Source organism: Streptomyces sp. MST-110588 (genome assembly GCF_022695595.1).
In the GTDB taxonomy this organism is placed as follows: domain Bacteria; phylum Actinomycetota; class Actinomycetes; order Streptomycetales; family Streptomycetaceae; genus Streptomyces.
Map to the genome: position 1 here is coordinate 1166054 of NZ_CP074380.1, position 21294 is coordinate 1187347.

Consider the following 21294-nt stretch of genomic DNA (forward strand, 5'->3'; position numbering starts at 1 on the left):
TCAGCTCTTTGCTTTCCCGGCCCGCGCGGCCAGGGGGGCCGCCGCGCGCTCCAGGTCACCGGCGGCGCGCTGGATGCGCCGGGAGGTCTGGGCGACCTGCCGGGACAGCCGCCGGACTTCGACGAAGACGCGGACGGCGAGGACGCCGAGTACGGCGAGGCCGAGGAAGCCGAGGGCGACAGCGAGCATGGGCCAGAACATAAGGGGAGCCTATCGAGGGGCGGCAGAGGAATCGTCGGGGGAATGTGACATACGGCGCAAGGAGGGACGCATGGGGGCCGGTGCCGTGGTCGCCTCCAGGGGCCCGGGCCCGGGCCGGGGCCCGGTGGACGGGTACGGGCGGGTCAGGCGGAGTGCAGGCGCAGGGCGCGTACCCCGCCGCCGGTGAGGAGTTCCACGATCCGCTCCCCCGCCGGCTTGCGGACCGCCGTACCGCAGTCGGGGCAGGTGAAGGCGTAGAACGTCGTACGCCGGCTGGCGCCGATGGCCAGCCGGAAGGCGTCCGAGGCCAGCTCGAAGCGGCCACGGCAGCTCGGGCAGGCCGCTTTGAAGAGCACCGCGGGGTGCCGCGCGGGGCCCGCGGCGCAAGCCGGGGCAGGGGCAGCCGCTGCCCGCGGTACGGGCGGCGTCCCGGGCGCCGACGGCGTCAAGGTGCGTGCCATCGTCCGGGCCCCTTACTCGCCGTACGCCGCGAGCGCGAGCCGGGACGCCTGCCGGGCGCTGTCCGCCAGGGCCTGCGGGGCCACGATCCGCCCGTCCCGGCCCAGGCGCAGCGCCAGCCGCCGCAGCGAGGCCGGCTCGGGGGTGCGCAGGGTGATCCGCAGCCCGCCGTCGGGCAGTTCCTCGGCGCTGTCGTGCGGGTAGTACTCCGCGACCCAGCGCCCGCCGGGCCCGACCTCGATGATCACCTCGGGGTCCTCGGCGGCGGGCTGCACGAGCCCTTCGGACAGGTCGCGCAGTTCGACGGGCGGCGGGTCGGCGGGGGCGTCCAGCAGCTTGATCTCGGCGACCCGGTCGAGCCGGAAGGTACGGCGTGCCTCGGAGAGCCGGCACCATGCCTCGACGTAGGTGTGGCCGACCGCGAACAGCCGGATCGGGTCCACCTCGCGCTCGGTGAGTTCATCGCGCGCGGGCGAGTAGTAGCGCAGCCACAGCCGGCGGCGCTCGGCGATGGCACGGTCCACGTCGGCGAAGACCCCGCCCTCGGACTCGAAGGTGACCGAGAGCCGGGAGCTGGCGCCGGCCGCCTCGCCGGCCGCGGCCTCCAGCTTGGCGGTGGCGCGCAGCAGCGCCTGCCGGTCGCCCTCGCGCAGCCCGGGCAGGGTGGCCACGGCGCGGGCGGCGACCAGCAGCGCGGTGGCCTCGTCGGCGGCCAGCCGCAGCGGCTCGGCCACGTCATCGGGGTTGTGCCACCAGATCCGGTCGCCGTCGGTGTCGATGTCCAGCAGGTCGCCGCCGCGGAAGCTCGTACCGCACATGGGCAGCACGTCGAGGTCGCCGATCAGCTCGTCCTCGGAGATGCCGAAGGCGCGGGCGACGTCGCCGACGCGGGCGCCGGGGCGCTCGCGCAGATACGTCACCAGGGAGAGCATCCGGCGGGTCTGGTCGATCGCGTTGGTAGCCATGGAGTGTGTGCGTCCCTCTCAGCCCTGCTCAGCCCTTGGCCACGGCGCGCAGCCGGTCCACGACGTCGGCCCGCAGCTCGGCGGGTTCCAGCACCACCACGTCGGGGCCGAACTCCACCAGCCAGGCGTCCAGTCCGTGCCCGTAGGGGATCTCCAGCTCGTCCCAGCCGTCCCCCAGCCCGCGCACGCTCAGCGCGCGGGCGCGCAGCGGGTAGCCGTGGTCGCTGCGGAGCTTGATGCGGGCGGTGCCGGTGGCGGTCTCGCCCGCCCAGCTCTCGACGGTCTCGCGGACGGTGACGTGGTCGGGCACCGGGGCGGTGAAGGCGCCCTGCCGGGAGCGGACCTTCCCGGTGATCCGGGAGAGCCTGAAGACCCGCTCGGCCTGCCGGCCGCGGTCCCAGCCGGCCAGGTACCAGTGGCCGCGCCAGCACTCCAGGATCCACGGTTCGACCTGCCGCTGCTCGGGGCGGGCGGCGTTGGACTTACGGTAGTCGAAGACGACCGGGCGGCGGTCGCGGCAGGCCAGCATCAGCGGCTCGAAGGCCGCCTCGTGGGCGGGGATGCGGGGCTCCAGCGCGCTGTGCGGCTGCCGGTCGTCGTAGGCGTCGTCGTCCTCGGCCAGCGGCATGCCGGCGGCCCGCAGCTTCTGCAGCGCGCCGCTGGCGGCACCGGCGAGCCGGGCCTGCTGCCAGATCTTGGCGGCCAGGCCCAGGGCGGCGGCCTCCTCGGCGTCCAGCGTGATCGGCGGGAGGCGGTTGCTGTCGCGGCGGGCGAGGTAGCCGGTGTCGCCTTCGAGGCTGTCGACCGTCTCGATGACCAGGCCCAGCTCGCGCAGATCGTCCTTGTCGCGCTCGAACATCCGGTTGAAGGCGTCGTCGTTGCCGGACGGGTCGTCGCCCGGGCCAAAGGTTTCGACGTACGCCTCGATGGACGAGCGCAGCTCGCGCTTGGTGAGGGGGCGCCGGGTCCCCAGCAGGCACAGCGCCAGGTTCATCAGCCGCTCGGCCTTGGCAATCGCCATCGACGCCCTTTCTCGTTGACTCCCGACCGATGACCGTACCGCTCCGCGTACGTACGACAAAAGCCGAGGGCCCGCGCCGCTCGGCGCGGGCCCTCGGTGTGCCGGCCGGGTGCTACGGCCTGGTGTCCGCATTCCGGGGCCGGGCACCGGTCTCCGTACGGGAAGCGGAAACCGGCGACCGGACGGCGTCAGACGTGGCCGGTCACGATCCGACAGTGGCCGGACGGCGATCAGACAGCAGTCGGACAGCGGTCGGACAGCGGTCAGGCAACGACCGGACGGCGATCAAGCACTGACCGGGCAGTGTCAGACAGTGATCAGACGGCGATCAGGTCGCAGACGAAGATCAGCGTCTCGCCCGGGGCGATACGGCCGCCACCGGCACCGCGGTCGCCGTAGCCCAGGTGCGGCGGGATGGTCAGCCGGCGACGGCCGCCGACCTTCATGCCCTGCACGCCCTGGTCCCAGCCGGCGATGACCTGGCCGGCGCCGAGCTGGAACTCCAGCGGGTTGCCGCGGTTCCAGCTCGCGTCGAACTCCTCGCCGGTGCTGAAGGAGACGCCGACGTAGTGGACCTTGACGAAGTCCCCCGCCTTGGCGACCGGCCCGTCGCCCTCCCACAGGTCCACGATCTCCAGCTCTGTGGGAGCCGGGCCCTCCGGGAAGTCGATCTCGGGCTTGTCGATGTTCACGAATGTGCTCCTACGAACGAATCTTTACGATTACCGCCACAGTCTTGCAGATACCCGGTCACGTCACGCGACATCGATGATGTCCACGGAGAAGACCAGGGCGGAGTCGATCTGCTTGCTCTGCTCCTTGGTCAGCTTCTCCTTCGGCACGACGATCAGGACCCGGCTGCCCACCTTCTGCCCCTTGAGCGCTTCCTTCCAGCCCGGCAGCATGTCCAGGGACTGGGTCACCGGCGACGGCGCCATCTGGGGGTTCTGCGGGTTCTGCTGCCAGGTGTCGGCGAACAGCTTGCCGTCCTTCCAGAGCACGCCGGTGTAATTGGTGACGATCTGGTTCTTCTCCGTCACCTCCTTGCCGGTGCCCTCGATGACCGGCTTGGCGACGATCTCGGTCGGGGCGTCCTTGCCCTTGGGCACGGTGATCTTGGGGGCCTTGTTGCCGTCGGTGTCGGTCGCCACCTGCGGCAGCGCCGCGTCCTGCTGCGCCTTCTTGCCCTTGGGCCTGATCGAGGTGGTCTTCTCCAGGTCGACCACGAAGACGAGGGTGGAGTTCGCCGGAATGTTCTCCTGGGCCTGGTCCCGGTACCCCTTGTCCGGCGGGATGACCAGTTCGACCCGGCTGCCGACCTTCTTGCCGACCAGGCCCTCGTCCCAGCCCTTGACGACCGCGTTGACCCCGATCTGGAACGCGACGGGCTCGCCCTTCTTCCAGGAGTTGTCGTCGAAGATCTGGCCCTGCCAGGTCTGGCCGACGTACTTCGCCGTAAGGAGGTCGGTCTTTTCCACCACCGGTCCGCTCCCCTCCTTCAGCACCTTGGTCAGGAGCTTCTTCGGCGGGTCGCCCTCGCCCTTGTCGATGACAGGCTTCTTGGCGTTCCCGCCGCTGACGGCCGGGATGCCCCCGGGCGTGGACGACGAGGAGTCCTCGCTGCCGCAGGCCGCGGCGGAGACGAGCAGCAGGGGAACGGCCAGCAGGGCTGCGGTACGGCGCACGAATATCCCTCAAGACGGGCTGTTGTGGACGGGCACGATCGGTCGGGGTCACTCTAACCACGACATGGGAGCGGCGGAGCCCCCGTATCACGGGCCCCGCCGCTCCCGCCGCGCCGCGGCTCTCTGCCGTCTGCCGCCGCCGGTGCGCCTTACATGCCGGCGATCAGTTTCTCGACCCGGTCGTCCACCGACCGGAAGGGGTCCTTGCACAGGACCGTACGCTGCGCCTGGTCGTTGAGCTTGAGATGGACCCAGTCCACCGTGAAGTCCCGCCGCTGCTCCTGCGCCCGGCGGATGAAGTCGCCGCGCAGCCTCGCGCGGGTGGTCTGCGGGGGCACCGACTTGCCCTCGAAGATCTTCAGGTCGTTGCAGATCCGGGTCGCCTGCCCCTTGCGCTCCAGCAGGTAGTACAGCCCCCGGCGGCGGTGGATGTCGTGGTACGCCAGGTCTATCTGCGCCACCCTCGGGTGGGACATCGTGATGTTGTTCTTCGCCCGGTAGCGCTCGATGAGCTGGTACTTCATGACCCAGTCGATCTCGGTGGAGATCAGGTCGAGGTCCTCCTCGCGGACGGCCCGGAGCGTACGGCCCCACAGTTCCAGGACCCGCTCGACGGTGCCCGTACGGATGCCGCGGCGCTCGCAGAAGTCCACGGCCTTCTCGTAGTACTCCTGCTGGACCTCCAGCGCCGACGCCTCGCGCCCGCTGGCCAGCCGGACCTTGCGCTGACCGGTTATGTCGTGGCTGACCTCGCGGATGGCCCGGATCGGGTTCTCCAGGGTCAGGTCCCGCATCACCGTCCCGGCCTCGATCATGCGCAGCACGAGGTCGGTGGCGCCGACCTTCAGCAGCATCGTCGTCTCGGACATGTTGGAGTCGCCGACGATGACGTGCAGCCGGCGGTAGCGCTCGGCGTCGGCGTGCGGCTCGTCACGGGTGTTGATGATGGGACGGGAGCGGGTCGTCGCGGAGGAGACGCCCTCCCAGATGTGCTCGGCGCGCTGGCTGACGCAGTAGACGGCGCCGCGCGGCGTCTGGAGCACCTTTCCCGCCCCGCACAGGAGCTGACGGGTGACCAGGAACGGGATGAGGATGTCCGCGAGCCGGGAGAACTCCCCGTGCCGCGCCACGAGGTAGTTCTCGTGGCAACCGTAGGAGTTGCCCGCCGAATCGGTGTTGTTCTTGAAGAGGTAGACGTCGCCGGCGATTCCTTCCTCGTGCAGTCGGCGCTCGGCGTCGACGAGCAGGCCCTCAAGGATGCGCTCGCCCGCCTTGTCGTGGGTGACCAGTTCGGTCACGTTGTCGCACTCGGGAGTTGCGTATTCCGGGTGCGAACCCACGTCCAAGTACAGCCGGGCGCCGTTCCGCAGGAAGACATTGCTGCTGCGGCCCCATGACACGACACGGCGGAAGAGGTACCGCGCCACTTCGTCAGGAGACAGTCGGCGCTGTCCCCTGAACGTGCACGTGACGCCGTACTCGTTCTCCAGCCCGAAAATGCGGCGGTCCATGACTGAACATTACGCCTGACGGCCTGCTCTGAAACCGGGTTCGACGGCCCCGTTCCGATCATTTTCCGCCGGGCTCCCGTCATCCGTACGTCGCACGGGAGACGCCAGGAAGCGCCGTGCCGACAGCAGTACGAGCACCGCCGCGAGGCCGCCGCCGCCCGCCACCGCGAATCCCGCCCCCGACCCGCCGTGTTCCACCGCCGGTCCCACGACGGTCATGCCCAGCGCGGACCCGACCCCGAAGGACGTCACCAGCCAGGAGAACGCCTCGGTGACCGTGCCCTTGGGGGCGTGCCGGTCCACCACGACGAAGGCACAGGCCAGCGAGGGCGCCAGGAAGAGTCCCGCGACGCCGGTCAGGACGGTCATCGCGGCGGTCCCCGGCGTCAGCGCGAGCGGCAGATAGCCCAGCGCGAGCAGAAGGACCAGCAGGCGCAGCCGGTTCTCCGGGTGCCCCGGCCACTGCCGCGCCCCGTACACCACACCGCCTATGAGCGCGCCGACGCTGAGCGCGGCGAGCAGATAGCTGGAGATCAGGCCGCCGCCGTGCTCGTCGGCGTAGGCGACCGCGGCGACCGCTATCGAACCGAGGGCGAGCCCGATGAAGAGGAAGGAGCCTATGAGGACCAGCATGCCCGCCGAGCGCAGCGCACCCAGCCAGTGCGCCTCGCGCGGTGCGCTGCGCCACTGCCGGGACGGCGGCGAGAGCACCACCGAGAGCGCACCGAGCACGCCTACGGCGTTGATCAGCAGCAGCGCCGCCCGCTCGGACCACAGGGCCACGCCCAGGGCGACCAGCAGCGGCCCCACGGCGAACATCACTTCCTGGGCCACCGCGTCCAGCGCGTACGCGGCGTGCACCTGGTCCTCACGCTTGAGGACCTTGGGCCACAGGGCGCGCAGGCTGCCTTCCAGGGGCGGGGTGAAGAAGCCGGCGACGGCCATGGCGGCGTAGGCGGCCGGCAGCGGGTCGAGCCCGAGGAGTGCGAACGCTACGGCGCCGAAGGCGGAGAGGACCGCCGAGGGCAGCAGCACCCGCGGCTGGCCGTACATGTCCACCGCCCTGCCGAGCAGCGGCTGGCCGACGGCGTTGGCGACGCCGTAGACCGCCGACAGCGCGCCCGCCAGGGCGTAGCCGCCGCCCTCGGCGCGGGCGAGGAGGACCACCGCCAGGGGCCCGGTCGCGTTGGGCAGCCTGCCGATCAGCGTCCCGGCCAGCAGACGCGCCGCATGCCGCGTTCTGAGCAGATCCGCATATCCCGCGGCCATCTCCGCCTCTTTCCGCCCGGCGACCCGGGAAGTGTTACGTATAACGTCCGCCGTCATACGTACCATGGCCCAAGGCCACGGGTCCAGCCCGTGCCGGGTGACGCGAGGAGCGAGGACGAAGGTGACCAGCAGGCCCGGCCCGCCGGCCGGCCGCGAGGGCGGCGACGGCTACGACGGCGACAGCGCCGGGACCGACGTGAGCGATGGGGCCGACGTGACCGGTGGGGGCGCGCACGGGAACGGCGCCGATGACGGCCACGGCGCCGGGACCGGCGGGAAGGAAGGCGGGGGCAACGGCGGGGGGACGGTTCCCGGCACCGGTGGCGGGACGGTTCCCGGAAACGGCGGCGGCGCGGCTCCCAAGAACGGCAGCGCCCCCCGCGTGACCAGCCGCGACGTGGCGCGCGCCGCCGGAGTCTCACAGGCGGCGGTCTCCCTGGTCCTCGGCGACAAATGGCGCGGACGGGTCTCGCCGGGCAAGGCCGAGGCGGTCCGCGCGGCGGCGCGGGACCTGGGCTACCGGCCCAACCTGGCCGCGCGCAGCCTGCGCCTGGGCCGCACCCGTACGGTCCTGCTGGTCGTCCCGGCGCTGACCACCGAGTTCTTCGCCCGGGTCTATACGGGCGCGGCCCAGGTCGCCGCCGACCACGGCTTCGGTGTCGTCCTGTACCCCTCCCCCGAGGGCATCGGGCCGGCCCGCGACCCGTTCGCCTCCGCGCGCGCCTCACTGGACGGCGTCCTGGCCTCCTCCATGGCGGCCGAGGCGCTGGACCTCATCCGGGGCGAGGGCCTGCCGCTGGTGATGCTGGACAACGACCCGGGGGATCCGCAGGCGACGGCGACGGTGAACCTCGACATCGCCGACGGGGTACGGCAGTTGGCGGGCCATCTGCTGTCCCTGGGCCACCGGCGGATCACCCACCTCGCCGCCGACATCGACTCCTGGACCTTCCATCTGCGGGCCCGGACGCTGGCGGAGGTGGTGGGCGAGGTGCCCGGCACCGTGCTGCGGACCGTGCCGGCCGCACTCGCCGTGGAGGCGGGTCTGGAGGCGGCGCAGTCGGCGCTGACCGGGCCGGGGCCGCGGCCCACGGCCCTGCTGTGCGACGACGACCTGCTGTCGGCCGGCGCCTGCAAGGCCGCCCGGCGGCTGGGGCTGCGGGTGCCGCAGGACCTCTCCGTCGGCGGGTTCGACGACCTGGCGCTGGCGACGGCGGTGGAGCCGGAGCTGACGACCGTACGGCTGCCCGCCGAGGATTTCGGCGCGGCGGGGATGCGGGCGCTGATCACCACACTGGACGGCCGGCCGCCCACCGCCACCACGACCCTGCCGGTCACCCTGGTCCCCGCGGCTCGACGGCCCCGGCCCCGCCGGCCGCGCCCGGGGCCCCCGCGGCGTCCGGCACCGCGTCCAACGCGGCGCGCCCCGGCGGGTGTTGAACCCACCGGGGCGCGGAGCGAGCCGTACGTACGGACGTGGACGCCGGGCAAGGGAGCCGGGCCAGGGCGCCGGACGAGGGCGGCCACGGAGGAGCAGGGTGACGGACGTCCGCGACCGGCGGACGGCCTGCCCCCCGGAGCCGGCCCCGTGGCGCCTATTCCTTGGCGTCCGCGGACCCCGAGGATTCCCCGGATCCGGATCCGGATCCGGAGCCGGAGCCCGTACCGGAGCCCTCAGCCGAGCCCGAGGAACCCGAAGACTCCCCGCCGTCCCCGGAGCCGTCCGTCTCCTGCCCGCCCTCGGCGAGCGCCCCGCCGTTGTCCTCCAGCAGCCGGGAGAGCTGGCGGCCCAGGATGCGCTTGAACTTCCGCTGCTGCGGTCGCGTACGGTCCAGCGTGGCGACCTCCAACTGCTCGGCGGTCAGCGTGCGCTCGCCGCCGTTGTTGTCGCGCGAGAGCGAGTCGACCGCGAGCTTGAGCGCCTCGCCCAGCGTCATGCCGTCGCGGTGGTGCTCGCCCAGATAGCTGCTGATCTGGTCGGCGTTGCCACCGACGGCGACCGAGCCGTGCTCGTCCACGATCGAGCCGTCGTGCGGCAGCCGGTAGATCTGGTCGTCCTCGGGGCGGTTGCCCACCTCGGCGACGATCAGCTCGACCTCGTACGGCTTCTCCGCGGCGCTGGAGAAGATCGTGCCGAGCGTCTGGGCGTAGACGTTCGCCAGGCCGCGCGCGGTCACGTCCTCCCGGTGGTAGGTGTAGCCGCGCAGATCGGCGTAGCGCACCCCTCCGATGCGCAGGTTCTCGAACTCGTTGTACTTGCCGACCGCGGCGAAGGCGATGCGGTCGTAGATCTCGCTGACCTTGTGCAGGGCGCGGGAGGGGTTCTCGGCGACGAAGACCACGCCGTCGGTGTACTGCAGTACCACGACGCTGCGCCCGCGCGCGATGCCCTTGCGGGCGTAGTCGGCGCGGTCGGCCATGGCCTGCTGGGGTGAGACATAGAACGGCGTCGACACCGGCTATCCGTCCCTTTCTGTCAGTGGCTCTCTCAGTGACGCATGCATGGGATCATCCGCCCTGTCACAGGAGCGCGGCCCGGGGGCCGTCCGGCTCCTGGAGCCGCCGCTCGTGGACGGACCGGGCGATCTCCGACACCTCGGCCTCGGTCAGCTTCCTGAAGCCGTCCTCGGTGATGACCGTGACGATCGGGTAGATCCGCCGGCCGAGGTCGGGCCCGCCGGTCGCCGAGTCGTCGTCCGCGGCGTCGTACAGCGCCTGGACGACGGACATGGCGGCCTGCTGCTCCGTGAAGTCCTCGCGGTAGAGCTTCTTGAGGGAGCCGCGGGCGAAGACCGAACCGGAGCCGGTGGACGCGAAGCCGTGTTCCTCCGAGCGCCCGCCGGTCACGTCGTAGGAGAAGATACGGCCCTTCTCGCGGTCGACGTCCCAGCCGGCGAACAGCGGCACCACGGCCAGGCCCTGCATGGCCATCCCGAGATTGCCGCGGATCATCGTCGACAGCCGGTTGGCCTTGCCCTCCAGGGAGAGCTGGGCTCCTTCGACCTTCTCGAAGTGCTCCAGCTCCAACTGGAAGAGCTTGACCATCTCCACCGCGAGTCCGGCGGTGCCGGCGATGCCGACCGCGGAGTACTCGTCGGCGGGGAAGACCTTCTCGATGTCGCGCTGCGCGATGACGTTGCCCATCGTGGCCCGCCGGTCACCGGCGAGCACGACGCCTCCGGGGAAGGAGACCGCCACGATCGTCGTGCCATGCGGTGCCTCGACGGCGCCCTGCACGGGCGGCAGCGGGCGGTTGCCGGGCAGCAGCTCCGGCGCGTGGTCACCGAGGAAGTCCATGAACGACGAGGACCCGGGCGTCAGGAAGGCCGCAGGTAGACGCCCGGTGCTACGAGTGTTGGCTTCCACACGTTTCCTTCCAGATATTCGGCCGCCCGCCTGAAGGCGTCCGGCCGATCCTTGAATTGGCCCAGCGCTGCGTTGCTGCTGGCGCACAGTACGTCTGGACCCTACCCGCCTCATGGTCATCATCTACATGCGCGGCGGCCCGCACACAGGCCGTGCGGAGGTCCTGGGGCCCGGCGGGCCGTCCCGTACGCCGGCCGGGCGCCGCGCGCGGCGACGTCACCCTGTCCCACGCGCGACGCATCGGTCCGCAAAAGGTCGGACATGCCCCGATTTTTCTACTGCCCGCCCTTTTGCACGAACGACCGCACGAAGTCCTCGGCGTTCTCCTCCAGTACGTCATCGATCTCGTCGAGCACGGAATCGACGTCGTCCGAGAGCTTCTCCTGGCGCTCCTTGAGGTCGTCCGTGGCCTGCGCGTCCTGCGCCTGCTCCTCGACCTCCTCGGTGGAACGCGATGCCTTCTGCTGTCCGCCGCCGGTGTCCTTGGTCGCCATATCCCTCACCCCGCTCGGTTCGCCCCGCTCGATGTGACTGTCAAGATCAGACCCTACAAGCTGGGTCCGACATCAGCCCTGCTGTTTGTCCAACGTCCGGGAGTCACCTCGATGATTCCCGTCCGGGAGTCTTTTCAGGCGTGCCCCGGCCGCTCCGTGCCCGTACCGGCCGTCCGTGGCGCCCCGGCCGCTCAACTGCCGGAAAGCACCCTGACCAGGTCCTCGGCCGTACGGCACCGGTCCAGGAGTTCCTTGACGTGGTTCCGGGTCCCGCGCAGCGGCTCCAGCGTGGGCACCCGCTGGAGGGAGTCACGGCCCGGCAGGTCGAAGATCACCGAATCCCAGGAGGCCGCCGCCACGTCGTCGGCGTACTGCTCCAGGCAGCGCCCGCGGAAGTAGGCCCGGGTGTCCTCCGGCGGCTTGAGCTGCGACCGGCGCACATCCGGCTCCTCCAGCAGCCGCTTCATCTTGCCGCGGGCCACCAGCCGGTTGTACAGGCCCTTGTCGGGCCGTACGTCGGCGTACTGGAGGTCGACCAGGTGCAGCCGGGCCGCGTCCCAGTCCACGCCGTCGCGGCGGCGGTAGCCCTCCATCAGCTCCCGCTTGGCGACCCAGTCCAGCTCCCCGGAGAGCGTCATCGGGTCGTTCTCCAGCCGCCCCAGCACGTCCTCCCAGCGGGCCAGGACGTCCTTGGTCTGCTCGTCCGCGTCCGATCCGAAGCGGTCCTCGACGTACTTGCGGGCCAGCTCGAAGTACTCCATCTGGAGTTGTACGGCGGTCAGCGTACGGCCGCTGCGGAGCGTGACCAGGTGGCGCAGCGTCGGGTCGTGCGAGACCTGGTGGAGGGTGCGTACGGGCTGGTCGACCGCGAGGTCCACGGCGATGAAGCCGTCCTCGATCATCGACAGGACCAGGGCGGTCGTCCCGAGCTTGAGATAGGTGGAGATCTCCGAGAGGTTCGCGTCACCGATGATCACGTGCAGCCGGCGGTACTTCTCCGCGTCGGCGTGCGGCTCGTCGCGGGTATTGATGATGGGGCGCTTGAGCGTGGTCTCCAGCCCCACCTCGACCTCGAAGTAGTCCGCGCGCTGGCTGAGCTGGAAGCCGTGCTCGTGCCCGTCCTGGCCCAGCCCCACCCGGCCGGCGCCGGTGACGACCTGGCGGGAGACGAAGAAGGGCGTCAGATGGCGCACGATGTCCGAGAAGGGCGTCTCCCGCTTCATCAGGTAGTTCTCGTGCGTCCCGTAGGAGGCGCCCTTGTTGTCGGTGTTGTTCTTGTAGAGGTGGATCGGCTGGGCGCCGGGGACCTGGGCCGCGCGCTCGGCGGCCTCGGCCATGATGCGCTCGCCGGCCTTGTCCCACAGCACCGCGTCCCGTGGGTTGGTGACCTCCGGAGCGCTGTACTCCGGGTGGGCGTGGTCGACGTAGAGCCGTGCCCCGTTGGTGAGGATCACGTTGGCCAGACCGATGTCCTCATCGGTGAGCTGACTGGCGTCGGCGGATTCGCGGGCGAGGTCGAAGCCTCGGGCGTCCCGCAGCGGGTTCTCCTCCTCGAAGTCCCAGCGGGCGCGTCGCGCCCGGTGCATCGCCGCAGCGTAGGCGTTGACGACCTGGGACGAGGTGAGCATGGCATTGGCGTTCGGGTGGCCGGGGACGGAGATCCCGTACTCCGTCTCGATTCCCATTACTCGCCGTACGGTCATGCGGCCCTCCTTGCCCGGCGGCGCCCCCGGATGGGGTCGGCGCTCAAGTACCGCTGCGCTTCCGGTCCGTATGCGGTCCCCGCTCCCGCAGTGCGTGACGCGGCGGTACCGAAGAGCCTAGAACGCCTTTGCGGCGCTGGGGAGATCATTACAGTCATTGCTCCAGTCCGGTTTTCCCCGCTTCATCGCCGGCTTCCCGGGGACCGCCCCTCAGGGCCCCGAAAAGCGTCCGGCTGCGGACGCCCCGTGCAGGACATCCGCAGCCGGAGAGCGCTGTTACAGGTATTGGCCGGTATTCGCCACCGTGTCGATGGAGCGACCGGTGTCCGCGCCCTGCTTGCCGGTGACCAGCGTACGGATGTAGACGATCCGCTCGCCCTTCTTGCCGGAGATACGGGCCCAGTCGTCCGGGTTGGTGGTGTTCGGCAGGTCCTCGTTCTCCTTGAACTCATCCACGCACGCCTGGAGCAGGTGGGAGACCCGCAGGCCCTTCTGGTTGTGCTCCAGGAAGGCTTTGATCGCCATTTTCTTCGCACGCCCGACGATGTTTTCGATCATCGCGCCGGAGTTGAAGTCCTTGAAGTACAGAACTTCTTTGTCGCCGTTGGCGTAGGTGACCTCCAGGAAGCGGTTCTCCTCCGATTCCGCGTACATCTGCTCGACGACCGACTGGATCATTCCGCTGACCGCGGCCTTGCGCGAGTCGCCGTGCTCACTGAGGTCGTCCGCGTGCAGCGGCAGCCGCTCGGTGAGGTACTTGGAGAAGATGTCCTTGGCGGCCTCGGCGTCCGGACGCTCGATCTTGATCTTCACGTCGAGGCGGCCGGGGCGCAGGATCGCCGGGTCGATCATGTCCTCCCGGTTGGAGGCACCGATCACGATGACGTTCTCCAGACCCTCCACGCCGTCGATCTCGGAGAGGAGCTGCGGGACGATGGTGTTCTCCACGTCCGAGCTCACCCCCGAGCCGCGGGTGCGGAAGAGGGAGTCCATCTCGTCGAAGAAGACGATGACGGGTGTGCCCTCGCTCGCCTTCTCCCGGGCCCGCTGGAAGACCAGCCGGATGTGCCGCTCGGTCTCACCGACGTACTTGTTGAGGAGCTCGGGGCCCTTGATGTTGAGGAAGAAGCTCTTCCCCGCGGGCTGCCCGGTCACCTCGGCGACCTTCTTGGCCAGCGAGTTGGCGACCGCCTTGGCGATGAGCGTCTTGCCGCAGCCCGGCGGGCCGTACAGCAACACACCCTTGGGCGGGCGCAGTTCGTGCTCCTTGAACAGGTCGGGATAGAGGTACGGGAGCTCGACCGCGTCACGGATCATCTCGATCTGGCTGCCGAGACCGCCGATCTTCGTGTAGTCGATGTCCGGGACCTCTTCGAGGACCAGTTCCTCGACCTCGCTCTTGGGGATGACCTCGTACACGTAGCCGGAGCGGGGTTCGAGAAGCAGGGCGTCGCCGGGGCGGATGGTGATGTCCAGCAGGGGCTCGGCGAGCCGCACCACCCGCTCCTCGTCGGTGTGCCCGATCACCAGGGCGCGCTCGCCGTCCTCAAGGATCTCCTTGAGGGTGACGATGTCCCCGGCGTTCTCGAACTCCATGGCCTCGACCACGTTGAGTGCTTCGTTGAGCATGACCTCCTGGCCACGCCTGAGCTCATCGAGCTCGACACTGGGGCTGACGTTCACCCGGAGCTTACGGCCTCCGGTGAAGATGTCGGCCGTGCCGTCCTCGTTCGCCTGCAGGAAGACACCGAAGCCGGCCGGCGGCTGCGCGAGCCGGTCGACCTCCTCCTTGAGGGCGACGATCTGGTCGCGCGCCTCACGGAGCGTGTTGGCGAGTCGCTCGTTCTGCGCCGAAACGCCGGCCAGGTTGGTCTGCAGCTCGACGATCCGCTCTTCGAGAATCCTCGTGTGACGCGGAGAGTCGGCGAGCTTGCGTCGCAGGACGGCGATCTCCTGCTCAAGATAGGCGACCTGGCCGGCAGGGTCTTCAGACCCCCGCCCCGGCCGGATGCCGCGGTTGATGTCGTCGTCGTGGGCTGCCACGGTCCTCACCTCCTCCAAGGGGAGCTGGACGCTTCCTGACCCTACCTGGGCCGGTGCAGGTTGAAACCCCTAGATCGAAAAGACTGTCGGGGTGTGTCCGATCTTCACCCTTGCGCACGTCCTCACAGCAGGGGAATACCCACCCAGCAACATCAGAAAGCGACCGGTTGTATCGTCGAGTCGGTCAACACCCGTCAGGGCTGGCCCCATTTGATTCACGTACGCAGGAACGGCAGGCGACATGACCGCGCAGGACGAAGCTCTAGAGGTGTGGATCGACCAGGATCTGTGCACCGGTGACGGCATCTGTGCGCAATACGCCCCAGAAGTCTTCGAACTCGACATCGACGGGCTGGCCTACGTCAAGAGCCCCGAGGACGAACTGCTGCAGGACAAGGGCGCCACAACACCCGTACCGCTGCCGCTGCTCAATGACGTACGGGACTCCGCCAAGGACTGTCCCGGCGACTGCATCCATGTACGTCGTATTTCGGACGGGGTCGAGGTGTACGGCCCCGACGCCGAGTAGACGGCCCGTAGTCGATCACGCACGCTGCGTAGCCACCCCCGGGGTGACCGCGCTGCGCACGAACTCGCCCTCACGCCACCGCCACTTGACGCTGTCGCGCACATCCGGACAGCACTGAGGGACATCGGCCGAGGAGTAGCCCACGAGCGTCGCCCGGATCGCGGCGGCGCCGTCGGCGGGCCGGCCGTCGCCCTCGGGCCTTTCGAGGCCGAACCCCTCGACGCCGCGCTTGTCCGAGGGCGCGAGCAAGGTGGCCACGATGCGGACCGCGGAGCCGCGGGCCGCCGCCCGGGCCAGGACGTAGATGCCGCTGGGCGGCGTCCCGGCCTCCGTGTGGCAGCGTACGACGGCGACCGTCTCGGGACGCCCGTCACCGTCGAGATCACCGGAGGCCCGCCGCACCACGTCGGGCCGGTTCGGGCCGCAGTCGATCGGGTACGTCACCGCCTGCGGACCAGGAGCCGGAGCCGCCTCGCCGGGCGCGGAGCCCCGGGACGTGGCCGTGGCGTCGGCAGGACGGAGGAAGGACGAGCCCGCCACGACCGCCGCGAGGGCCGCGGCGGTGACGAGCCAGTGCACCGCGCGGGTACGGGTGTGCGGGAGGTCCTGGCCGTACGGAAGGTCCTGGCCTGCCGAGAACTGCACGCGCGATAACTCCTGTGAAGAGCTGTGGCGATGGGGGTGCCCAGCATCGTTCCACAGGGCGGGGCCCGGGGGGAACAACCCGGGCCGGGTTTTGCCCGACGAACAGAAAAGCAGGCGAACGGGGCCGGGCGGCGCATATGAGCGGACACGAGGGGCGGGGCGGTAAAGGGGCCGACGATGCGGGCGTGCCACACATCACGACCGCCCCGCTGCCCCGCCGCCCCACCGCCGGAACGGCGAAGCGCCGCCGTGGGCCCCCGTTCGGGGAACTCCACGGCGGCGCCCAGTCCTTCAAGTCCGTACATACGGACAATGGGCCACTGCCGACCGCCGGCGGTCGGCTGCGAGCTGTGGCCCCTCGGCCACCGGCAGGTCAGCCGCGCTCGGCGGAGCCGCTGGTGCTGCCCGGACCCGTGTAGTCCTCGCCGTACGCGCCCTTGGCGGGCCGGCGCCGGCGCAGCGGCGGCTCGACGCCGTCCGCGAGCCGGCGGGCGGTCAGCAGGAAGCCCGTGTGGCCGATCATGCGGTGGTCGGGGCGGACGGCCAGACCCTCTACGTGCCAGGTACGGACCATGGTCTCCCAGGCCGACGGCTCGTTGAAGGTGCCGTGCTCACGGATGGCCTCGACGGTACGGGCCATCTGCGTGGTCGTCGCCACGTACGCACACAGGATGCCGCCCGGGACGAGCGCCTTGGAGACGGCCTCCAGGCACTCCCAGGGGGCGAGCATGTCCAGAATGACCCGGTCGACGTCGGTGTCGGAGAGATTGTCCTGGAGGTCACCGACGGTGAGGGTCCACGCGGGGTGCGGGCCGCCGAAGTAGCGCTCCACGTTCTGCGTGGCGATCTCGGCGAAGTCGGCCCGTCGCTCGTACGAGTGGAGCATGCCCTGATCGCCGATGGCACGCAGCAGGAAACTGCTGAGCGAGCCGGACCCCACCCCCGCCTCGACGACGCGGGCGCCGGGGAAGATGTCGGCCATCGCCAGGATCTGCCCCGCGTCCTTGGGGTAGACCACGGCGGCACCGCGGGGCATGGACAGGACGTAGTCGGGGAGCAGCGGGCGCAGCGCGAGGTAGGCGACGTTCCCGGTGGTACGGACAACACTGCCCTCGGGAGCACCGATCAGCTCGTCGTGGGGGAAGGCTCCCTTATGGGTGTGGAAGCTCTTGCCCTCTTCGAGCGTGAAGGTGTAGTGGCGTCCCTTGGGGTCGGTGAGCTGGACCTGGTCCCCGACCTTGAAGGGCCCGCGACGGCGGGCGGCACCGGTCGGTTCGGACATGTGACCAGCCTACCGGGCGCACGGACCGCTCCGTACCAGGGCGGGAGGCCGGGGCTGTGGGCCGTGCGGGTGGGTGGCCGCGGGGCGGGTGGCCGAGCGGTGGGCAGTCGGGCGGGTTGGTGTGAGGAGGCCGGGCTGTCCGCATACGGAGGCCGACGGTACGCGGCGGGGGGTACGCGGCGGGCGGGCGATCGCCGGGCTGTGCGCCTAGAGGGCAAATCGAACGCGCCTTGTCCCCCGACCGGGGTTACCCGCAGGGGCCGGCCGGGAACCGTCCGATGCGGGGCGCGGCCAAGGCTGAGCGGGCGACCGCCGGGCTGTCGGCAACGGGGCCGGGCGGTCGGGGACTGGACCGGCAGGCACCGGGCTGTCCGCATACGGAGACCGACGGTACGCGGCTGGGCGGGCGACCGCCGGGCTGGACGCGTACGGACGCCGGCGGCGAGGGCTGGGCGGGCTACTGCCCGGCTGAGCGCCTACAGGGCAAATCGAACGCGACTTGTCCCCCGACCGGGGGTTACCCGCAGGGGCCGGCCGGGAACCGTGCGGCGCGGGACGCGACGGGTGCGGCGGGGGCGGGGGCTCAAGGTGGGTGGGGTGGGGCAGGGCTCAGGAGGGGCGGGCCATGGCGGCTACGAAGGCTCGTTCCACGTCCGCCGTGGACAGGACGCCGTAGATCTCGCCGGTCTCCTCCACCACCAGGTATTCCGTCGCGGGGGTCGCGCGCAGGTAGTTCAGGAGGTCCTCACCGGCCAGTTCGGCCGAGACCCGCATGCCCTCCTTGAGGTCCTGGGCGAGGCCGCTCACCGTCACCCACGGCCGGCGGTGCTCGGGGACGCCGACGATCGCCGCCTCACGGACGACGGCGGTCGGGCCGCCCTGGCGGTCCACCACGACGAGCGCGCGGGCGCCGTCCTCCTGGGCCCGGCGCAGTGCCTCGGACAGCGGCGTGTCGGCCTCGACGGGGACGGCGCGCCGGGTGAGCGTACGGGCGCGCAGGTCGGGCAGCCGCTCCCGGAGCCGGGCCATGCGCAGGCTGTTGCCCGCGCCGGTCCAGATGATGGCCGCCAGGATCGCCGCGAGCAGGGCGTCGGTGAGGGAGTCGGCGCCGCCGATCTCGGGGCGGGCGTTGCCCAGCGCCCCGGTGTGGGTGAGCAGCGGCAGGCCGATCAGTACGGTGATGGCCAGCGCACGGCCGACCCACGCCGCCGCGACGGTGCCGGCCATCGGCTTGCCGGTGATCTTCCAGACGACGGCGCGCAGCATCCGGCCGCCGTCCAGCGGCAGGCCGGGCAGCAGGTTGAAGATCGCGACGATGAGGTTGGAGATCATCAGGCCGGCGAGCAGCACGCCGGGGACCGTAGCGGGTTCGACCAGCTTCATCCCGCCATAGAAGGCGCCCGCCAGGACCAGCGAGAGCAGCGGGCCGACGAAGGCCAGCACGAATTCGCGGCCGGGGCTCTCGGACTCCTTCTCGATCTCCGACACCCCGCCGAAGAACTGGAGCTGGATCCGGCGTACGGGGAGCTTGAAGCGCAGCGCGGCGACGGTGTGCGCGAGCTCGTGGACCAGTACGGAGGCGTAGAAGGCGACGGCGAAGAAGAGCGAGACGAGGTAGCGGGCGCCGCCCAGTTCCGGCAGGACGCGTTCGAGCTGGCCGCCGAAGACCCAGGTGATCAGGGCCGCGACCACGAACCAGCTCGGGGCGACGTAGACGGGCACGCCGAAGGGGCGGCCCATGAGGATGCCGCCGCCGGGCTTCTTCCCCTGGCCCGGGTCCTTCGGCGCGCCGGAGGACCCGGAAGGTCCGGTTGCCCCGGAAGCCTCGGGCGGGCCGGGCGGCTGGGGCCGCGCCGACCCCTGGGGCTGCGCGGGCCTTTGAGGCTGCGCGGGCTCCTGGGTCTCCTGCGGCTTCCCGCTGTCGTCCACGGTGTCCCCTCGTCGAATGCGTCTTCACACCTGTCTGGCGCGGTCCCACGATCATGCAGGGCAAAAGGGTCTGGCGTCGATGGTATGCGGAGCGCTTCGCGGTGATCCGCGTCTCGGTTCGTCTCGGTTCGTCTCGGTTCCATGGTGACGCTTCCCGGCCTTGGGGGACGCGGGTGGTGGCCTTGCCGGACGTCGTCCCGTCCTCCGCGGATGCGGGGACTGTCAGTGCGGGGCCGTAGGGTCGTATGCCATGGGAACGAGCACCGAGAAGGCCGGGCAGGCCGACGTGGACGCCGAGGAGGCCGGACCGGCCGGCGGGGAGGGTCCGGACGGCAGGACCGGCACGGGCGGCACGGGCGGCGCGGGCGGCACAGGCAGCGTGGGCGGCCCGGCCGGCGGGAACGGGCCGGGCGGCGGCGCGGCGGCGGGCGGGCCGCGTGACGCGTCGTACGCCGGAAACGAAGGCCCCGCGGCCGGTCCGTCCCTCACGCAGGCCGAAGCCCGGGCCGCCACACCGGAGGGCGTCGCGCCGGAGGGTGTCGCGCCGGAGGGCGTCCGGGCGAGCGCGCCGGTGGCGCTCTCCCCGTCCCGCGCGAGTGACTTCATGCAGTGCCCGTTGCTGTACCGCTTCCGCGTGATCGACAAGCTGCCGGAGAAGCCCAGCGCCGCCGCCACCCGCGGCACGGTCGTGCACGCGGTGCTGGAGCGCCTCTTCGACGTCCCGGCGGCACGGCGTACGGCTCCCGGCGCGCGCGCCATGGTGCCCGGTGAGTGGGAGAAGCTGCTGGCCAAGCGGCCGGAGCTGGCCGAGCTGTTCGAGGACGACCCGGACGGCGAGCGGCTGGCGCGGTGGCTGGCGGAGGCCGAGGCGCTGGTCGAGCGGTGGTTCACGCTGGAGGACCCGACCCGGCTGGAGCCCGCGGACCGCGAGCTGTACGTGGAGACGGTGCTGGAGTCCGGCCTTCAGTTGCGCGGTTTCATCGACCGGGTCGACGTGGCGCCGACCGGCGAGGTGCGCCTGGTCGACTACAAGACGGGCAAGGCCCCCCGTCCGGAGTACGCCGAGGGCGCGCTCTTCCAGATGAAGTTCTACGCCCTGGTCGTGTGGCGGCTGCGCGGCCAGGTGCCCCGCCGGCTCCAGCTCGTGTACCTGGGCAGCGGTGACGTCCTGACGTACGACCCGAGTGAGGCCGACCTGCGGCGGGTGGAGCGCAAACTGCTGGCGCTGTGGGAGGCGATCCGGCGGGCGACGGCCAGCGGCGACTGGCGGCCCCGGCCGACCAAGTTGTGCGGTTGGTGCGACCACCAGGCCCGCTGTCCCGAATTCGGCGGCACTCCCCCGGTGTACCCGCTGCCGGTCCGCCCGGCGGTCGCCGATGGTGATCAGCAGGGCAGAATGGAGCCGGTCTAACTAAGGAGAACCTGTGGCTATCCGCGTCCTGCTGGTCGACGACCAGCCGTTGCTGCGTACCGGTTTCCGGATGATCCTGGAGGCCGAGCAGGACCTCGCGGTCGTCGGTGAGGCGGGCGACGGCCTGCAGGCCCTGGACCAGGTGCGGGCGCTGCAGCCCGACGTGGTGCTGATGGACATCCGGATGCCGCGGATGGACGGGGTCGAGGCCACCCGTCAGATCACCGGGCCGGCGAAGGACGGTCCCGCCAAGGTGCTGGTGCTGACGACCTTCGGCCTGGACGAGTACGTGGTCGAGGCGCTGCGCGCGGGGGCCAGCGGTTTTCTCCTGAAGGACGCGCCGGCCAACGAGCTGGTCCAGGCGATCCGGGTGGTGGCGGCCGGCGAGGCGATGCTCGCGCCGAGCATCACGCGCCGGCTGCTGGACAAGTACGCCGGGCACCTGCCCTCCGGTGAGGAGCCGATGCCCGACACCCTGCATACCCTGACCGAGCGGGAGGTCGAGGTGCTCAAGCTGGTCGCGCGCGGGCTGTCGAACGCGGAGATCGCCGCGGACCTCTTCGTCAGCGAGACGACGGTCAAGACCCATGTCGGGCATGTGCTCACCAAGCTGGGGCTGCGCGACCGGGTGCAGGCGGCGGTGTACGCGTACGAGAGCGGACTGGTGCGCCCCGGGGGCGGGCAGTAGGCGCGGCGGACGCAGGACGCAGCGGGCGGCCGGGCGCCGGAGCAGCAGATGCTGTGGATCTTCGGCCTGGAGCACCGCAGCACCGGAGCACCG

Annotated in this window: 19 protein-coding genes and 2 pseudogenes; 4 read left to right on the top strand and 17 right to left on the bottom strand. The window is 71.1% G+C overall.

The window, feature by feature from the left end:
- From KGS77_RS05290 to KGS77_RS05325, 8 genes are all read right to left on the bottom strand, one after another.
- Positions 1–201, bottom strand: a complete 201-nt coding sequence (locus KGS77_RS05290; RefSeq protein WP_242578964.1) for a hypothetical protein — start codon at positions 199–201, stop codon at positions 1–3.
- A gap of 143 nt (positions 202–344) precedes the next feature.
- A complete protein-coding gene (locus KGS77_RS05295) occupies positions 345–662 on the bottom strand; it encodes a phage terminase large subunit family protein (RefSeq protein WP_242578967.1) in 318 nt (105 codons plus the stop codon).
- A gap of 12 nt (positions 663–674) precedes the next feature.
- Entirely contained in the window at positions 675–1625 is a 951-nt protein-coding gene (locus KGS77_RS05300; protein ID WP_242578969.1) for a WYL domain-containing protein, read from the bottom strand.
- 28 nt (positions 1626–1653) lie between these two features.
- The gene (locus KGS77_RS05305; protein WP_242578971.1) at positions 1654–2646 is read right to left on the bottom strand and encodes a WYL domain-containing protein; all 993 of its coding nucleotides are present in this window, start codon (positions 2644–2646) and stop codon (positions 1654–1656) included.
- A 317-nt stretch (positions 2647–2963) separates the two neighbouring features.
- Positions 2964–3338 (bottom strand): FKBP-type peptidyl-prolyl cis-trans isomerase, encoded by a 375-nt coding sequence (locus KGS77_RS05310; RefSeq protein WP_242578973.1) that lies wholly within the window; start codon positions 3336–3338, stop codon positions 2964–2966.
- Between the two features lie 63 nt (positions 3339–3401).
- On the bottom strand, positions 3402–4331 hold the full coding sequence (locus KGS77_RS05315) for an FKBP-type peptidyl-prolyl cis-trans isomerase (protein WP_242578974.1): 930 nt from the start codon (positions 4329–4331) through the stop codon (positions 3402–3404).
- 149 nt (positions 4332–4480) lie between these two features.
- A complete protein-coding gene (gene pafA / locus KGS77_RS05320; protein WP_242578977.1) occupies positions 4481–5842 on the bottom strand; it encodes a Pup--protein ligase in 1362 nt (453 codons plus the stop codon).
- Between the two features lie 9 nt (positions 5843–5851).
- The gene (locus KGS77_RS05325) at positions 5852–7111 is read right to left on the bottom strand and encodes an MFS transporter (protein WP_242578978.1); all 1260 of its coding nucleotides are present in this window, start codon (positions 7109–7111) and stop codon (positions 5852–5854) included.
- A gap of 382 nt (positions 7112–7493) precedes the next feature.
- On the opposite strand from KGS77_RS05325, the pseudogene KGS77_RS05335 reads away from it, so the two are divergent.
- Positions 7494–8551 (top strand): annotated as a pseudogene (locus KGS77_RS05335) (LacI family DNA-binding transcriptional regulator).
- 155 nt (positions 8552–8706) lie between these two features.
- On the opposite strand, the gene prcA reads toward KGS77_RS05335, so the two are convergent.
- The 6 genes and pseudogenes from prcA to arc all read right to left on the bottom strand — a co-directional run bounded on the left by prcA (position 8707) and on the right by arc (position 14717).
- Positions 8707–9567: a proteasome subunit alpha gene (gene prcA, locus KGS77_RS05340; RefSeq protein ID WP_242578980.1), complete on the bottom strand. Its 861-nt coding sequence runs from the start codon at positions 9565–9567 to the stop codon at positions 8707–8709.
- A 64-nt stretch (positions 9568–9631) separates the two neighbouring features.
- Positions 9632–10477 (bottom strand): proteasome subunit beta, encoded by an 846-nt coding sequence (prcB, locus tag KGS77_RS05345; RefSeq protein ID WP_242578982.1) that lies wholly within the window; start codon positions 10475–10477, stop codon positions 9632–9634.
- A pseudogene (locus KGS77_RS05350) lies at positions 10429–10625 on the bottom strand (endonuclease domain-containing protein); the annotation flags it as partial. The gene prcB and the pseudogene KGS77_RS05350, both read right to left, overlap by 49 nt.
- Positions 10626–10752: 127 nt before the next feature.
- A complete protein-coding gene (locus KGS77_RS05355; RefSeq protein WP_242578984.1) occupies positions 10753–10971 on the bottom strand; it encodes a ubiquitin-like protein Pup in 219 nt (72 codons plus the stop codon).
- A gap of 191 nt (positions 10972–11162) precedes the next feature.
- Positions 11163–12674: a depupylase/deamidase Dop gene (dop, locus tag KGS77_RS05360; protein WP_242578994.1), complete on the bottom strand. Its 1512-nt coding sequence runs from the start codon at positions 12672–12674 to the stop codon at positions 11163–11165.
- A 276-nt stretch (positions 12675–12950) separates the two neighbouring features.
- Positions 12951–14717, bottom strand: a complete 1767-nt coding sequence (gene arc / locus KGS77_RS05365; RefSeq protein WP_242578996.1) for a proteasome ATPase — start codon at positions 14715–14717, stop codon at positions 12951–12953.
- A gap of 241 nt (positions 14718–14958) precedes the next feature.
- On the opposite strand from arc, the gene KGS77_RS05370 reads away from it, so the two are divergent.
- Positions 14959–15246, top strand: coding sequence for a ferredoxin (locus KGS77_RS05370; protein WP_242578998.1), 288 nt, complete (start codon positions 14959–14961; stop codon positions 15244–15246).
- A gap of 15 nt (positions 15247–15261) precedes the next feature.
- Here KGS77_RS05370 and KGS77_RS05375 read toward each other — a convergent pair whose 3' ends face one another.
- From KGS77_RS05375 to KGS77_RS05385, 3 genes are all read right to left on the bottom strand, one after another.
- On the bottom strand, positions 15262–15891 hold the full coding sequence (locus KGS77_RS05375) for a hypothetical protein (protein ID WP_242579000.1): 630 nt from the start codon (positions 15889–15891) through the stop codon (positions 15262–15264).
- A 373-nt stretch (positions 15892–16264) separates the two neighbouring features.
- Positions 16265–17173 (bottom strand): tRNA (adenine-N1)-methyltransferase, encoded by a 909-nt coding sequence (locus tag KGS77_RS05380; protein ID WP_242579002.1) that lies wholly within the window; start codon positions 17171–17173, stop codon positions 16265–16267.
- Positions 17174–17782: 609 nt separating this feature from the next.
- On the bottom strand, positions 17783–19102 hold the full coding sequence (locus KGS77_RS05385) for a site-2 protease family protein (RefSeq protein ID WP_242579004.1): 1320 nt from the start codon (positions 19100–19102) through the stop codon (positions 17783–17785).
- 250 nt (positions 19103–19352) lie between these two features.
- On the opposite strand from KGS77_RS05385, the gene KGS77_RS05390 reads away from it, so the two are divergent.
- Together KGS77_RS05390 and KGS77_RS05395 are read left to right on the top strand one after the other, a co-directional pair.
- Positions 19353–20513, top strand: a complete 1161-nt coding sequence (locus KGS77_RS05390) for a PD-(D/E)XK nuclease family protein (RefSeq protein WP_242579006.1) — start codon at positions 19353–19355, stop codon at positions 20511–20513.
- 13 nt (positions 20514–20526) lie between these two features.
- Positions 20527–21201, top strand: coding sequence for a response regulator transcription factor (locus tag KGS77_RS05395; RefSeq protein WP_242579008.1), 675 nt, complete (start codon positions 20527–20529; stop codon positions 21199–21201).
- Positions 21202–21294: the final 93 nt, after the last annotated feature.